Here is a 12,972-nt window from a genome sequence, read left to right on the forward strand (position 1 = left end):
CACCATGAAGAAAATCTTTTCCGTTGTCGCCTTGGGCGCTGCGCTGCTGTCGCCCACCCTGGCCCTGGCCGCCGATGACCTGGCCGACAAGTATTTCACCGGCAAGAACCCGACGCTGACGCCTCAAGAGCGCGCGGCCATCGACATTGCGAAGCGATGGAACGCGGGCGCTGCCACCGGCATGAAGCCCGTCGCCGGCTCCAATGGCGCGATCAAGTTCCTGTTCGGCGCGCAGCAGCCCAGCATCGTGTGCGCGGTGCTCCAGGTGTGCGACGTGGCCTTGCAGCCAGGCGAGCAAGTCAACTCGATCAACCTGGGCGACACGGCCCGGTGGACGGTCGAGCCGGCCATCACCGGCAGCGGCCCCAACGAAGTGCAGCACCTCATCATCAAGCCGATGGATGTTGGCCTGGAAACCAGCCTCATCGTGACGACGAACCGCCGCGCCTATCACCTGCGCCTGCGCTCGCATCGCACCGAGTACATGCCGCAAGTCTCGTTCACCTACCCCGAGGACGCGCTTGCGAAGTGGGACGCGATCCAGCGCCGCGAAACGCAAGAACGCACCGACCGCACCATCCCGCAGACCGGCGAGTACCTGGGCGATCTCAAGTTCGACTATGACCTGTCCGGCTCGGCGAGCTGGAAGCCGGTGCGTGTGTTCAACGATGGCCGCAAGACCATCATCGAAATGCCCGGAACGATGGAGCAAACCGAAGCGCCGACGCTCCTGGTCGTGCGCCGCGAGGGCGGCATCTTCCGCGACGAGGAAACCGTGATGGTGAACTATCGCGTGCAGGGCAATCGCTACATCGTGGACACGGTGTTTGACCGCGCGATCCTGATTGCCGGTGTTGGTGGAAGCCAAGACCGCGTGACTATCTCCCGGAGGAAGTGACCATGCGCAAGATCATCTTTGCTGCGCTGTTCGTCCTCGCCCTGGGCGGCTGCGCGACCACCGGCCAATACGGCAACTTCGTCCCGCCGACCGCAACGGTCGATCAGCAGCAGCTCGCCCGCGAAGCGGTGCAGCAGCTCGCTGTGCTGTACCCGCCGGCCAAGACGCGCCTGGAGCTGCAACAGGCCACGCCTGATGCCTTCGGCCAGGCCCTGGTGCTGACGTTGCGCGAGCGCGGCTATGCCCTACTGGAGTTCAACCCGGCCAGCGCGAAGGCGCAGGCCACGGCGGCCAGTGAGCCGGCATCGCCGGCGGCCCTGCCGCTGCGGTACGTGCTCGACCAGGCCGGCGACTCGAACCTGTACCGCCTGACTCTGTTGGTCGGCCATCAATCCATCACCCGCCCGTACCTGGTGCAAGACGGCAGCTTTGCGCCGGCTGGGTATTGGGTGCGCAAGGAGTGACCTATGAGTGACCAAGCCGATCAAATGGCACCGGACGCCTCGCCGGGCGCGGTATCGAAGAAGTCCGGCGTGCGGCGTGTCAACAACATGCCGATGTACATCCTTGCGGCCGCGCTGGGTGCCTTCCTGCTGGTGATGATGCTGGTCGCGGCGGATCGCGCTGCGAAGCAGAACGCACCGGCGCAAGGCGCGGCCGAGAAGGCGGGTAACACGTCGATGTTCGCCAAGGAGATCGTCGGCGACAGGGATGGCGGCACGGTAGAAGCGGCCTCGCCGCTCAAGCCGCCGGAGCTGGCGACCGGGCCAGAGGCTGCGCCGGTGCTTGTCGCGCGCCCCGACCTGGACGCGCCGCCGCCACCGCCCAGCGGCAACCTGGGCCAGCCGGTGCATGACGATGAAGCCGACCGCATCCGCATGGCGAAGCTGCAAATGTTCCAGGAAGCGGTCAAGGCCAAGACGGGCGTTCGTGTCGATGCGCCGCGCAGCAGCGGGTCATCGGGCGCGCAGCCGGGCACGCCGCAGACGCGCGACGAAATGCTGTCCCGCCTGGCGGCTGTGCGGCAGCAAATCGGTGCGCAAGCATCGGGCGATCCGACCGCCGCCTATCAGGCCCGGCTCGCGCAGCTTCGCGCCTCGGGCGTCGGCGGCCAGCAGGCCGGCGGCGGCGTGGGTGGTGGTGCGCCGCAGCTCTTGCAAACCGCCGGTGGCGGCCAGGGCAAGAACTACGCGCAGTTCGCGGGAAGCGGCCAGGGCGACCGTTGGCGGCTGGACTCCCAGCCCGAAGCGCCGCGCTCGCCCTTCGAGCTGCGCGCCGGCTTCGTGGTGCCGGCCACGCTCATTTCGGGCATCAACTCCGACTTGCCGGGCCAGATCATGGCCCAGGTCGCGCAGAACGTGTACGACACGCCGACCGGCAAGCATCTGCTGATTCCGCAAGGCTCGCGCCTGGTCGGGTCGTATTCGAGCGATGTTGCCTACGGTCAGTCGCGCGTGCTTGTGGCTTGGCAGCGCATCGTGTTCCCCGATGGCAAGGCGATGGACATTGGCACGATGCCGGGCGCGGATAGCGCCGGGTACGCGGGCTTCAATGACCAGGTGAATAACCACTACCTGCGCGTGTTCGGCTCGGCCTTCCTCATGTCGGGCGTCATCGCCGCCGTGAGCATGAGCCAGGACAACAGCGGTTCCACCGGCAATCAGCAGCGCGCCAGCGATGCTTTGAGCGAAGCACTTGGGCAAGTGCTGGGCAACACCATCGCCCAACTCGTTTCCAAGAATCTGAACATTGCCCCGACCTTGGAAATCCGCCCCGGCTATCGGTTCAACGTCATCGTGACCAAGGACATGACGTTCTCGAAGCCGTACCAATCGTTTGACTACTAACGCCAGGAGAAAGCAAATGAAGCAGAAGTTTTTAGCCGCTAAAGTCGCTCTCGCCGTCACTCTGATGGCCGGGTCGATCACCACCATGTCGCCCGCGCAGGCCGGCATTCCCGTCATCGACGGCGGGAACCTGGTGCAGAACGTCATGACGGCCATCGAGTCGGTGGCGCAGACGCTCAAGCAAATTGAGCAGTACCAAACCCAGCTCCAGCAGTACGAAAACATGATCCAGAACACGGTCGCGCCGGCGGCCTATATCTGGGATCAGGCGCAGTCCACGATCAACGGGCTGATGAATGCGGTCGATACGCTGAACTACTACAAGACCCAGCTCGGCAGCATCGACTCGTACCTGGGCAAGTTCCAGGACGTGGCCTACTACCGCAGCTCGCCGTGCTTCAACGGCACCGGCGGCTGCACGCCCGCCGAACAGGCCGCAATGGCCGAGAACCGCCGCCTGGCGAGCGAGAGCCAGAAGAAGGCCAACGATGCCTTGTTCAAGGGCCTGGATCGCCAGCAGGACGCCTTGAAGTCCGACGCGCGCCAGCTCGAACGGCTCCAGTCGGCCGCGCAGGGCGCGAACGGGCAAATGCAGGCCATCGGCTTCGCCAACCAGCTCGCGGCCCAGCAGGCAAACCAGCTTCTGCAAATCCGGGGCCTCATGGTCGCGCAGCAGAACGCCATCGCCACGCGGATGCAGGTCGAAGCCGACCGTGAAGCGCAGCAGCAAGCCGCCGGCGAGGCGCTGCGCAAGGGCGAGTACAGGGCCAGTCCGGCCCGTAATTGGTAAGGGGGATACATGCGCCTATCCAAACCCTCGATCCTGGCAGCGGCCGCCCTTGTGGCGGCCCTGCTGGCCGGCTGCGAGAAAAAGCCCGAGCCGGTGACGCTGCCCGAAGTGAATGCCGAGAACTGCAAACCCGAGAACATCGCCAAGCTCGATAAGAGCGTGCAAGAGGCGTTTTCATCGCAGTGCCTGCGGGCCGGCTCGTTCAAACCTAGCGAACCTAAGTCCTGGTGAGGTACTGACGAATGAGAATGCCAGCCAGCTTGAAACTCGCCCTGCCGCTGCTCGTTTGGCTGGCGTTCTTTTCTACGGACGCTTCCGCCCAAATGAACAGCTCGGGCCTCTTCGATGACGTTCTGAACCGCTACAACGCCGCCGCCAGCGGCTGGGCCGGTGTCATCACCAACGCCGCATCCTGGTTGTTCTGGCTGCTGGTGACGATCTCGATGGTCTGGACGTTCGGCATGATGGCCTTGCGCAAGGCCGACATTGGGGAGTTCTTCGCGGAGCTTGTCCGCTTCACCATCTTCACCGGCTTCTTCTGGTGGTTGCTGACGAACGGCCCTAACTTCGCCTCGACCATCTATGCGTCGCTACGCCAAATTGCCGGCAACGCGACGGGCTTGGGTCAAGCCTTGTCGCCTTCCGGCATTGTCGATATTGGCTTTGCCATCTTCTACAAGGTGATGGATCAGTCCTCGGTGTGGTCGCCGGTGGACAGCATGGCCGGCATCCTCATGGCCGTTGCCATCTTGATCGTGCTCGCGCTCATCGGCGTGAACATGCTTCTTCTCCTGGCGTCTGGTTGGGTGCTCGCCTATGGCGGCGTGTTCTTCCTCGGCTTCGGTGGGTCGCGGTGGACTTCCGACATGGCGATCAACTACTACAAGACCGTGCTGGGTGTGGCCGCGCAGCTCATGGCAATGGTGCTGCTGGTCGGCATCGGCAAGACCTTTCTGGATGACTACTACGCGCGCATGAGCGAGGGGATCAACCTCAAGGAAATGGGCGTGATGCTCATCGTCTGCGTGATCCTGCTGGCACTCGTCAACAAGATTCCGGCGCTCATCGCCGGCGTCATCACCGGCGCGAGCGTGGGCGGTGCCGGCATCGGCAACTTCGGCGCAGGCGCGGCCCTCGGTGCCGCTGGCATGGCGGCCGCAGCAGCGGCAACCGGCGGCGCTGCTCTGGCGGCCGGCGCGGCCTCGGCCGCCGGCGGTGCTTCTGCGGTCATGGCCGCGTTCTCGAAGGCCAATGAAAACGTCTCGTCCGGGTCGGATGTCATGTCCATGCTGGGCGGTGGTGGTGGCGGCGACTCTGGCGGTGGTGGTGGCGGTGAAGCCGGCACCAGCACGCCCCTGGGCCAAGCCGCCGGCTTCGGTGGCGGCGGTGGCGACTCTGGCGGCGGCGGCAGCAGCGGCGGCGAGTCGAAGGGCGGCGACAAAGGCGGCGACAAGGCCGGCGGCGATAAGGCCGGCTCCAGCTCGAAGGGTGGCGAAGGCGGCGGCCAGAAGGCCAGCGGCGGCGGTGACGCCGGCGGCGCGAAGGCCGGCCAGGGTGGCGGCCAGGGCCAGGGAGCGGGGCAGGGCGGCCAGCAGGACGCACCTGGTAGTACCGGCCCCGGCATGCTGGCCTCGGCCGCTTCCGCGCTTGGCAAGGCCGGCCGCGTCACGGCCGACGCCGGCGCGAACTTGGCGAAGGGTGTAGGTGCGGTGGCGGCCGCGAAGGCCGCCAGCATGCGCGACTCGGCGATGGAACGCATCGCCGACACCACCGGCGGAAAGATCGCGGCCGCGATCAAGGCGCAGGGCGGCAGCTCGGCCGACACGAGCATCGACGTGCCCGATCAACAACCCTCGCCGACCTTCGGCGACAACAGCCTGGCCGGAGCTGACAGCTCTGCCGATCCCGAGTCCGAAGTAGCCGCGTTCCGTGACGGCGGCCGCAACGACAAATCTGCGTAACCCAAAGGAGTGTTCATCATGAAGAAGAAGTTGCTTTCCATCGTGGCCGCTGTGGCGGCCCTCTGCTCGGTCGGCACGGCCAGCGCGCAAGACGTGCTGACCGGCGACACCCGCCTGGCTTGCGAGGCGATCCTGTGCCTCGCAAGCGGCACCCGCCCGAGCGAATGCGCGCCGTCGCTTCGCAAGTATTTCAGCATCACGGCGCGGAAAATGTCCGACACGATCAAGAAGCGCAAGAACTTCCTCGATCTGTGCCCGGTGTCGAACCAGACGCCGGAAATGTCCGCGCTGGTGTCGGCCATGTCGCGCGGCGCTGGCCGTTGCGATGCGCAGGCCCTGAATCAAACGCTGGTGTTCTGGCAGGGCTACGAGGACGGGACGACGTACATCAGCAACCAGATGCCCGACTACTGCGCGGCCTACACCAACCACGCTTACACCGATTTCAGCAGCACCAAGCCGCGCTATGTCGGCACGCCAGAAAGGGGCGGGTATTGGGTCGAAGCGGCCGACTATGACCGGGCGCTGGCCGAGTACAACGAACGCATCCGGCGCGAGGACGAAGAGCGCCGCCGCGCTTCCTGGGGGGGTTACTGACATGCCCTTTGCTGCCGACCTTCCGCCGCAGCTCCAGGAGCGCGTCGTGTGCGCCGTTTCGGCGGCCGTGAAGTACGAAGTGCCGGCCAACATCGTGTTGGCCGTCGCGGAGAAGGAAGGCGGCAAGCCGGGCCAGTGGGTGCGCAACTCGAACGGCACTCATGACGTGGGGCCGATGCAGTTCAACACGGCTTACCTGCGCGACCTGGCCCGCTACGGCATCACGGCGGACGATGTAGCGGCCGCTGGCTGCTACTCGTTCGACCTCGCCGCCTGGCGCTTGCGGATGCACATTCGCAACGACAAGGGCGATCTCTGGACGAAGGCCGCGAATTACCACTCACGCACGCCGCAGTACAACGCGGTGTATCGCGCCGACCTGATGCGCAAGGCCGCCAAGTGGGCGGATTGGCTCGAAGCTCGGTTCGTCACGCTGGACGTGACGAAGGCGGGGGCCACGCCCTCGATGCCGACCGGGCCAGCGCCGGCGGTGCAAGCCGCCCAGCAGGCCACGGCAGCGGCCCCAGCGGCCGCGCCGGCGGCCAGGCCGGCAGCAGCTCCATCCATCAACGTCGCGGGCGGCTACGTGCCGCGCTCGATCTCCTTCAACAACAGAAGCGAAGGCTCGCCGGAGTAGGGCGGGCCTTCCGATTTAGCGGCTAAAACATGGACAAATTCCACGCCTTCATGGGGGTATGCCGAGATACGGTTAAAAATGATACTTAAGCTGTTTGGATCTGAAGCATGCACAAATTCAACAAAATTGGAATAAGGTACTTAAGGGTCCGGGCGGCTTCTGACTGAAATCCATCCGCGTTCGGTTCACTTCATATCGAACTTAACGAGATTGCCGGACTTAACTAAAGTAAGGTAAACTGTTTGCAAGACAGCGCCATCGGCATCTCGGCCGGCTCCGTCGCTGCCAGGAGATCCATGATGATTGTTTGGAAGACCGACGAGCCAGCGTCGAGCACAGTTTTTGCCCACTACCAGATCATTCGCCGCAACGGCGCAGTGATTCCATTCGAACCGAGCAGGATCGCCGAAGCCATGAAGAAGGCATTCTTGGCAGTACATGGAACACTGACCGACCGGGAACGCCGCAAGATCCTGTGCCAAGGTCTGACCTTTTCCTTCTTTGAACGCGTGGCGGTCTGGCGTTGCCAGATCCGGCTGCTCGCACTCGATTTCAAACGGGCCAGGCTGGTCCAGGGAGCTCATGCCCAGGGGCACGCCGGCACTGTCGCTCCCCTGGGCCCCAATGTCGGACGGGGATTCTTTTCGGCAGCGAAGCCGAATCTGCGTAACGCGCCTTGAGCGCACCACGGTTGAACACGCATGAACACTCTCTCCATCACCTCACCGTATGCCCCGGGTAATGCCCGCGATCGACGCGACGCGCCTTCCGACCCTTACGCTACTGCAGCCCAATCGGCCGCATTGCTGCGTTCGGGCGCGCAGTACCGCCGTGATCGCATGGAAGCCGCTGACATGATCACCACGGACGAAGCAGCGGAGCTGGCCGGCACCAGCCGCGTCACGATCAACGCCTGGATCAAGGCGGGACGTTGCATTGGCGTGGCGAATCTGCGTCGTGGGTTCAAGCTGCCGCGCTGGCAGTTCGAGCCCACCGTCTGGCCCTTGCTGCAGCCCTTGGTGAAAAGCCTGGGCACCAGCGACGGTTGGCAGTTGCTGTCCTTTCTAGAGACGCCTTCGATGGCCCTCGACGGACAGACACCACGCGCGGCGCTCGAACAAGGCGTGTCCAGCGAGCGCATCCTGGCGCTGGCTACGGCTGAGGCTCATTGACCTCATTTCATGAACCTCACCGATCTCAACCCACCGTTCATTGAGCTTCCCGAACATCAGTTGTGGCACCGCATTCAGCGGGCAAGGGCGCGTTCCGGCAGCGTGCGCATGCGTGGCTTCACCATGGCCCCCACCGGTACGTTGTCCGGACGCTTCGATCTGGAAGATGAAGCGACTGCCTATCTCGCTGATGGAGAGTTAACCGCGCTGTACGAATCGCTGTTTCGTCGCGAAGCGCGCAGTCTCCATCTCGACAGGCTCAAGGAACGCACATTGACCAGCTTCCGGACGACTGCCAGGCTCCGGCTGGTAGACCTTCGAGGACTGGAAGAGCGGTTCCCCGTATTGCAGTCGCTGCGTTACGAGTCGACTCAGGCCTTCGCTGCAGACTGCAGGCGTTCGGACGCTCACGGAGTCTTGTATGCCTCCGCGCAGCACCCCTATCACGGCTGCGTGTGCCTGTTCAAAGAGGGCATCGCACGTATGGTGAGGGTCTCAAACATATCTCTCGTGCAGCCTGGCACCGGACGGCTGCATCGCAGCGTCGTGCTTGCGGCGCACGGCTCCCAGGTGCCGATCGTCCAGTAGCCACCTCTATTGAGGGTCGGCCGTGATTCCTGCAAAATCCGCAAAAAAGAAGCTAAGTATTTGATTTAACTAATATTTTTTCCTACTGAGTGACCGTAGCCACCATCCAACGCGCCTTCGACTATGTGCTCAAAGCATTCCATACGCTGTACAGCGTATGGTTGGTGCGCAGCCAGGGCCTGGAGCTTGGAGCGAAAGCATCGTGCTGTTGCGCTACTAGCGTTTGAGCACGGTCTTCGTTTTGGACCGCGTCGCGGGTGTCCCAGTGTTGGTGCCCCCCTTGGGTAGGCGTGCTTTGAGCTGGACCAATAGGTCAGCCATGTCTTTTTGCAACTGCTCCTGGTGCGAGTGCGCCATCTGCAGATCCTCGCGTGCAGAAAGGATCTCACGGGCCAAGCCGGCGTTCTCGGCGATCAGGGCGCTGACCTGCACCCGAAGCGACTGGGCTTGCTCGTGCGAATCTGCCAACGAATTGGCCGCTTTTTTATTGTCATCTGCGAGCAAGAGGGTGACGCGCTTGAGTTCCTGCCGGGCCTTATCGACGTCCTCCAACAGTCGACGTTCCTGAGCTGAAGCTCGTTGCTCCAGGCGCTCACGCTCCTGCCGGTGCTCCTCGTTCAGCGCATTGAGGCGACCACGCTCGGCTTGCAACGCTTGCGTTGCCGCAGCATGCTGGGTGCGCACGGATTCAATGTCGGCGTCCCTACCCGCCAGCCCTTTTTGCAGGTCGGTGACCTGGCGCATCAGATCGGCGATCTGGTGGTCCTTGGCCAGAAGTGCTGCGCCCAGTGCTTCCGAGCGCTCGTTCAACCGTTGCTGTTCTTGATCCAAGGCTGTTCGCTCCGCAGCGAGCCGCTCCACCAGCCCTTCCAGCGCGTCTCGATCAACCTGTACCGATTGAGCCGCCTGCTCCTGGGCATGCTGCTGGGCGCGACCCCACAGCGTCTTGGCCGCCCGCAGAACCGGTGCCGGCAGAGTGCCCTGCTCTCCGGCGCCCTCATCGCCACCCCCCAGCCGTTTGGCCAGAGAGGCGTACCAGGCATCGAGCATGGGGGCCACGGTGTTCGGCGACCCCCGGCCAAGATACGCGCGCACGCGCTCGATCGTGGGCCGCTCGCCGTGCGCGAGCACGGCGTCGGCCGCGGCCCAAACCTCATCGGGCTGAACGCCGCGCGTGACTCTCGTACTTTTCGTTTGCATCGCCCTGCTCCGCGCTGTAAATTACCCACGATAAGAGATTGTTATCGTGAGTTATCGCTCTTTTCTGTATGATCCAATACATAGTATGTGTGATAAATCTCTATTCGTCACCCTGCCCTGAACATGCGCCTGCCCATCCTCCAGAAAACTCCCGCCCTGCAGCCGAACGAGCTCAGTGATGTGACCGCGCAGGCTGTGGCCGACCTGCTGCGCGAGGGGGAATCGCTCAACACGCAGCTGAGCTACCGCAGCGCACTGCGCTACTGGGCCGCCTGGTATGGGATCCGCTACGGCGCGCAGATCGGCCTGCCGTTGCCAGCGGCCTGCGTGCTGCAGTTCATCGTCGACCACGCACAGCGCAGCAGCCCCAAGGGCCTGGTGCACGAACTCCCGCCCGAGATCGACGCCGCCCTGGTCGAGGCCGGCTACAAGGGAAAGACGGGACCGATGGCGCACAACACGCTGGTGCACCGCCTGGCGGTGCTCTCCAAAGCCCACCAGATGCGTGACGTGAAAAACCCGTGTCAGGACCCCAAGGTGCGCGAGCTGCTCTCGCGCACGCGCAAGGCGTACGCCAAGCGTGGCGAGTTGCCCAAGAAAAAAGACGCGCTGACGAAGGATCCGCTGCAGCTCGTGCTGGCCACCTGTGATGATTCATTGAGGGGCAAACGCGACCGCGCCCTCCTCCTCTTTGCCTGGGCCAGCGGTGGGCGGCGGCGTTCGGAGGTGGCTGCGGCCGATATGAAGTTTTTGAAGAAGACCGGGCCTGGGGAGTTTTCTTACGAGCTGGTCTTCTCGAAAACCAACCAGAGCGGCGTCGACCGGCCCGAGAACCACAAGCCCGTGCTGGGCGCAGCGGGTGCAGCACTGGAAGATTGGCTATTGATCAGCGGGATTCGGGAGGGCGCCCTCTTCCGCCGGGTGCTCAAGGGCGGCCACCTGGGCGGCCCGCTGTCCGCAGCGGCGGTGCGCGACATCGTTCAGGCGCGGTGTCTGTTGGCGGGGGTTGAGGGGGAATTTTCTGCGCACTCGCTGCGCAGCGGCTTCGTGACGGAAGCCGCTGCGCAAAATGTCTCACTCGCGGACACGATGGCGATGACGGGTCATCAATCTGTTGCTGTAGTACTCGGTTATCAGCGCAAGGGCGGGCTCTCCAAGAGCCCAGCCTCACGTTTGCTTAGTTAAATGCCGGGACTCATCCACGTAGTTGTTCGGCTGAATTGCCGATTGTCTCAAGAGTTCCCGCGGCGATGAAAACCGCGCTCAGCCTGGCGCGGGTGCGCGCGGGCGGGCCGATGGGGCTGTCGGTGCAGCGCGTGCTCGACATGGCCACCATCGAAGCCGCACCGCAAGCCTTCGGGCGCGTTGATGGCCGAGGCGGTCACGCGCGAGAAGGTTACGGGCCTGTGGGCCGGCTCGCCGCAGTTCCTGGCGGATCTTGTCGAAGCGGTCGACACCAGCACCGCGCGCTACGACCTGCGCTCGGTGGTCCAGATTTCCTGGGCCTGGAAAGCGATGAGCCCCACCATCGCCGCTGCGCTGACAAGGCTGTGCGGCCCGGGCGTGCAACTGGCGGGACGCATCGGCCAGACCGAAGCGATTGCCTGCACGCGCTTCTGGCCCGACCGCTGGGCCGAGAAGTTCGAAGCCGAAGCGCCCAAGCGCAACTTCGTCGGCGTGGCCAGCCCCTTGTTGGCTGCCGCCGTCATCGACGAGAACGGTCAGCTGATGGACCCGGTGCGCGACAAGGGAAAACCGGGCGAGCTGGTGTACCGCTCGCCCGCCAACACCGCCGGCTACTTCCGCAACGACGACGCCACGCGCGACGCCACGCGCTCGGGCTGGTTCCATTCGGGCGACTGTTGCGAGTACGACGACGACCACCTGCTGGTCATGGTCGACCGCTTCAAGGACCTGGTGAAGTCCGGCGGCGAAAACGTCTCCAGCGTGCGCGTGGAAGGCGCGTTGACCGAACACCCCGCCGTGGCCGAAGCGGCGGTGGTGGGCTTGCCGCACGCGCGCTGGGGCGAAGCCGTGACCGCTTTCGTCATCCTCAAGCCGGCCACCTCGGTCGACCCGCTGGCGCTGGTGCAGCACTGCCGCACGCGGCTGGCCGGTTTCGAATCGCCCAAGCGCGTGGTGTTGGTGGACGAGTTTCCGCGCACGGTCGGACGCAAGGTATTGAAATTCAAGATCCGAGAGGCCTACGCCGACCTCTACGCCGACGCATGAGCACGTCCGCCACCCTCTCCTTGCGCGTCGGGCGCGTTCGGCAGGAAGCCCAGGGCATCCGGCGCTACGAACTGCTCGCCGACGGCGGCGCACTGCCGCGCTTTGAAGCCGGGGCCCATCTCGACCTTCACCTGCAAGACGGGCTCAAGCGCAGCTATTCGATCTGCAACGCACCGTCGGAAACCAACCGCTATGAAATCGCCGTGCTCGACGATCCCGCGAGCCGCGGTGGGTCGCGCTTCGTGCACCAGGCGTTGCACGAGGGCGTCCAGCTGACGGCATCGGTGCCGCGCAACAACTTCCCGCTGGTGGAGCAAGCGCCACACACCCTGATGATCGCGGGCGGTATCGGCATCACACCGTTTCGCGCCATGGTGCACCGCCTGCAAATCCTCGGGCAGGCCTGGACCTTGCACTATTGCGCGCGCACCCGTCAGCACGCGGCCTTTGTAGAGGAGTTGCAGCAGCTGGCGGCATCGGGCCAAGGCCAGCTGCATCTGCACTTCGATCTGGAGCCTGGCGGTGCGCCGCTCGACATTGCTCAACAAATTGCCTCGGCCGATGAGAACACGCACCTCTATTGCTGCGGGCCAGGTTCAATGCTGGACGCGTTCGAACGCGCGTGCAGCGAACGGCCGCCGACGCGCGTGCACCGCGAGCGTTTCGCGGCAGCCACACCGGTGCCTTCCATCGGCAAGACCTTCGAGATCGTGCTGGCCCGACAAGGCCGCACCCTGAAGGTGTTGCCGAACAAGTCCATCCTCGAGACGGTGCTCGAAGCCGGCATTGACGTCCCCTACTCGTGCTTCGAAGGTGTGTGCGGCGCCTGCGAGACCGAGGTGCTCGAAGGCTGCATCCAGCACCGCGACACGCTCCTGAGCGAAGACGAGCGGGCCGCGGGCGACAGAATGATGATCTGCTGCTCAACCGCCACATCGCCGTCTCTCGTGCTGGACCTCTGATACCACCCTCGCGCCAGCCCGCCCTGCGCACAGTCTGGCGTGCGCGCTCACCATAGTCGGGTTCGGCGCTGAATGCGATCTGCACAAG

At 64.4% G+C, this 12,972-nt stretch carries 15 protein-coding genes and 1 pseudogene; 15 read left to right on the top strand and 1 reads right to left on the bottom strand.

What is annotated here, in order from left to right:
- Positions 1–4 precede the first annotated feature (4 nt).
- From trbG to FFS10_RS10345, 11 genes are all read left to right on the top strand, one after another.
- Positions 5–898 (top strand): P-type conjugative transfer protein TrbG, encoded by an 894-nt coding sequence (gene trbG, locus FFS10_RS10295; protein WP_014386236.1) that lies wholly within the window; start codon positions 5–7, stop codon positions 896–898.
- Between the two features lie 2 nt (positions 899–900).
- Complete coding sequence (locus FFS10_RS10300) at positions 901–1,362, top strand: conjugal transfer lipoprotein TrbH (protein ID WP_011013267.1); 462 nt, start codon at positions 901–903, stop codon at positions 1,360–1,362.
- Between the two features lie 3 nt (positions 1,363–1,365).
- A complete protein-coding gene (locus FFS10_RS10305; RefSeq protein ID WP_012478192.1) occupies positions 1,366–2,745 on the top strand; it encodes a TrbI/VirB10 family protein in 1,380 nt (459 codons plus the stop codon).
- 16 nt (positions 2,746–2,761) lie between these two features.
- Positions 2,762–3,535 (top strand): P-type conjugative transfer protein TrbJ, encoded by a 774-nt coding sequence (trbJ, locus tag FFS10_RS10310; protein ID WP_011255135.1) that lies wholly within the window; start codon positions 2,762–2,764, stop codon positions 3,533–3,535.
- A 9-nt stretch (positions 3,536–3,544) separates the two neighbouring features.
- Complete coding sequence (gene trbK, locus FFS10_RS10315) at positions 3,545–3,766, top strand: entry exclusion lipoprotein TrbK (RefSeq protein ID WP_011255136.1); 222 nt, start codon at positions 3,545–3,547, stop codon at positions 3,764–3,766.
- 17 nt (positions 3,767–3,783) lie between these two features.
- The gene (gene trbL / locus FFS10_RS10320) at positions 3,784–5,496 is read left to right on the top strand and encodes a P-type conjugative transfer protein TrbL (RefSeq protein ID WP_015060606.1); all 1,713 of its coding nucleotides are present in this window, start codon (positions 3,784–3,786) and stop codon (positions 5,494–5,496) included.
- Positions 5,497–5,514: 18 nt separating this feature from the next.
- On the top strand, positions 5,515–6,093 hold the full coding sequence (locus tag FFS10_RS10325) for a TrbM/KikA/MpfK family conjugal transfer protein (RefSeq protein ID WP_011255138.1): 579 nt from the start codon (positions 5,515–5,517) through the stop codon (positions 6,091–6,093).
- Between the two features lies 1 nt (position 6,094).
- Positions 6,095–6,730: a transglycosylase SLT domain-containing protein gene (locus tag FFS10_RS10330; RefSeq protein ID WP_011255139.1), complete on the top strand. Its 636-nt coding sequence runs from the start codon at positions 6,095–6,097 to the stop codon at positions 6,728–6,730.
- 296 nt (positions 6,731–7,026) lie between these two features.
- Positions 7,027–7,410 (top strand): hypothetical protein, encoded by a 384-nt coding sequence (locus tag FFS10_RS10335; RefSeq protein WP_137894208.1) that lies wholly within the window; start codon positions 7,027–7,029, stop codon positions 7,408–7,410.
- 21 nt (positions 7,411–7,431) lie between these two features.
- Positions 7,432–7,902 (top strand): MerR family transcriptional regulator, encoded by a 471-nt coding sequence (locus FFS10_RS10340; protein ID WP_137894210.1) that lies wholly within the window; start codon positions 7,432–7,434, stop codon positions 7,900–7,902.
- Between the two features lie 9 nt (positions 7,903–7,911).
- Positions 7,912–8,490, top strand: coding sequence for an RES family NAD+ phosphorylase (locus FFS10_RS10345; RefSeq protein WP_137894212.1), 579 nt, complete (start codon positions 7,912–7,914; stop codon positions 8,488–8,490).
- A 216-nt stretch (positions 8,491–8,706) separates the two neighbouring features.
- On the opposite strand, the gene FFS10_RS10350 is transcribed toward FFS10_RS10345, so the two are convergent.
- The gene (locus FFS10_RS10350) at positions 8,707–9,690 is read right to left on the bottom strand and encodes a DNA-binding protein (RefSeq protein WP_137894214.1); all 984 of its coding nucleotides are present in this window, start codon (positions 9,688–9,690) and stop codon (positions 8,707–8,709) included.
- Between the two features lie 123 nt (positions 9,691–9,813).
- On the opposite strand from FFS10_RS10350, the gene FFS10_RS10355 reads away from it, so the two are divergent.
- The 4 genes and pseudogenes from FFS10_RS10355 (at position 9,814) to FFS10_RS10365 (ending at position 12,884) form a co-directional block, all read left to right on the top strand.
- Positions 9,814–10,875, top strand: a complete 1,062-nt coding sequence (locus FFS10_RS10355) for a tyrosine-type recombinase/integrase (protein WP_137894216.1) — start codon at positions 9,814–9,816, stop codon at positions 10,873–10,875.
- A gap of 153 nt (positions 10,876–11,028) precedes the next feature.
- Positions 11,029–11,481, top strand: a pseudogene (locus FFS10_RS23655) (AMP-binding protein); the annotation flags it as partial.
- Between the two features lie 102 nt (positions 11,482–11,583).
- Positions 11,584–11,922, top strand: a complete 339-nt coding sequence (locus FFS10_RS23660; protein ID WP_283957657.1) for an AMP-binding enzyme — start codon at positions 11,584–11,586, stop codon at positions 11,920–11,922.
- A complete protein-coding gene (locus FFS10_RS10365) occupies positions 11,919–12,884 on the top strand; it encodes a PDR/VanB family oxidoreductase (RefSeq protein WP_137894221.1) in 966 nt (321 codons plus the stop codon). The genes FFS10_RS23660 and FFS10_RS10365 overlap by 4 nt, the downstream gene beginning before the upstream one ends.
- Positions 12,885–12,972: the final 88 nt, after the last annotated feature.

The organism is Ramlibacter sp. 2FC, from assembly GCF_005503345.1.
In the GTDB taxonomy this organism is placed as follows: Bacteria; Pseudomonadota; Gammaproteobacteria; order Burkholderiales; family Burkholderiaceae_C; genus SCMQ01.

Coding starts and splice junctions, on each gene's coding strand:
- FFS10_RS10335 (WP_137894208.1), top strand. CDS start 7,027: ATGATGATTGTTTGGAAGACCGACGAGCCAGCGTCGAGCACAGTTTTT.
- FFS10_RS10305 (WP_012478192.1), top strand. CDS start 1,366: ATGAGTGACCAAGCCGATCAAATGGCACCGGACGCCTCGCCGGGCGCG.
- FFS10_RS10345 (WP_137894212.1), top strand. CDS start 7,912: ATGAACCTCACCGATCTCAACCCACCGTTCATTGAGCTTCCCGAACAT.
- FFS10_RS10355 (WP_137894216.1), top strand. CDS start 9,814: ATGCGCCTGCCCATCCTCCAGAAAACTCCCGCCCTGCAGCCGAACGAG.
- FFS10_RS10365 (WP_137894221.1), top strand. CDS start 11,919: ATGAGCACGTCCGCCACCCTCTCCTTGCGCGTCGGGCGCGTTCGGCAG.
- FFS10_RS10350 (WP_137894214.1), bottom strand. CDS start 9,690: ATGCAAACGAAAAGTACGAGAGTCACGCGCGGCGTTCAGCCCGATGAG.
- FFS10_RS23660 (WP_283957657.1), top strand. CDS start 11,584: ATGGTCGACCGCTTCAAGGACCTGGTGAAGTCCGGCGGCGAAAACGTC.
- trbK (WP_011255136.1), top strand. CDS start 3,545: ATGCGCCTATCCAAACCCTCGATCCTGGCAGCGGCCGCCCTTGTGGCG.
- trbG (WP_014386236.1), top strand. CDS start 5: ATGAAGAAAATCTTTTCCGTTGTCGCCTTGGGCGCTGCGCTGCTGTCG.
- FFS10_RS10325 (WP_011255138.1), top strand. CDS start 5,515: ATGAAGAAGAAGTTGCTTTCCATCGTGGCCGCTGTGGCGGCCCTCTGC.
- trbJ (WP_011255135.1), top strand. CDS start 2,762: ATGAAGCAGAAGTTTTTAGCCGCTAAAGTCGCTCTCGCCGTCACTCTG.
- trbL (WP_015060606.1), top strand. CDS start 3,784: ATGCCAGCCAGCTTGAAACTCGCCCTGCCGCTGCTCGTTTGGCTGGCG.
- FFS10_RS10330 (WP_011255139.1), top strand. CDS start 6,095: ATGCCCTTTGCTGCCGACCTTCCGCCGCAGCTCCAGGAGCGCGTCGTG.
- FFS10_RS10340 (WP_137894210.1), top strand. CDS start 7,432: ATGAACACTCTCTCCATCACCTCACCGTATGCCCCGGGTAATGCCCGC.
- FFS10_RS10300 (WP_011013267.1), top strand. CDS start 901: ATGCGCAAGATCATCTTTGCTGCGCTGTTCGTCCTCGCCCTGGGCGGC.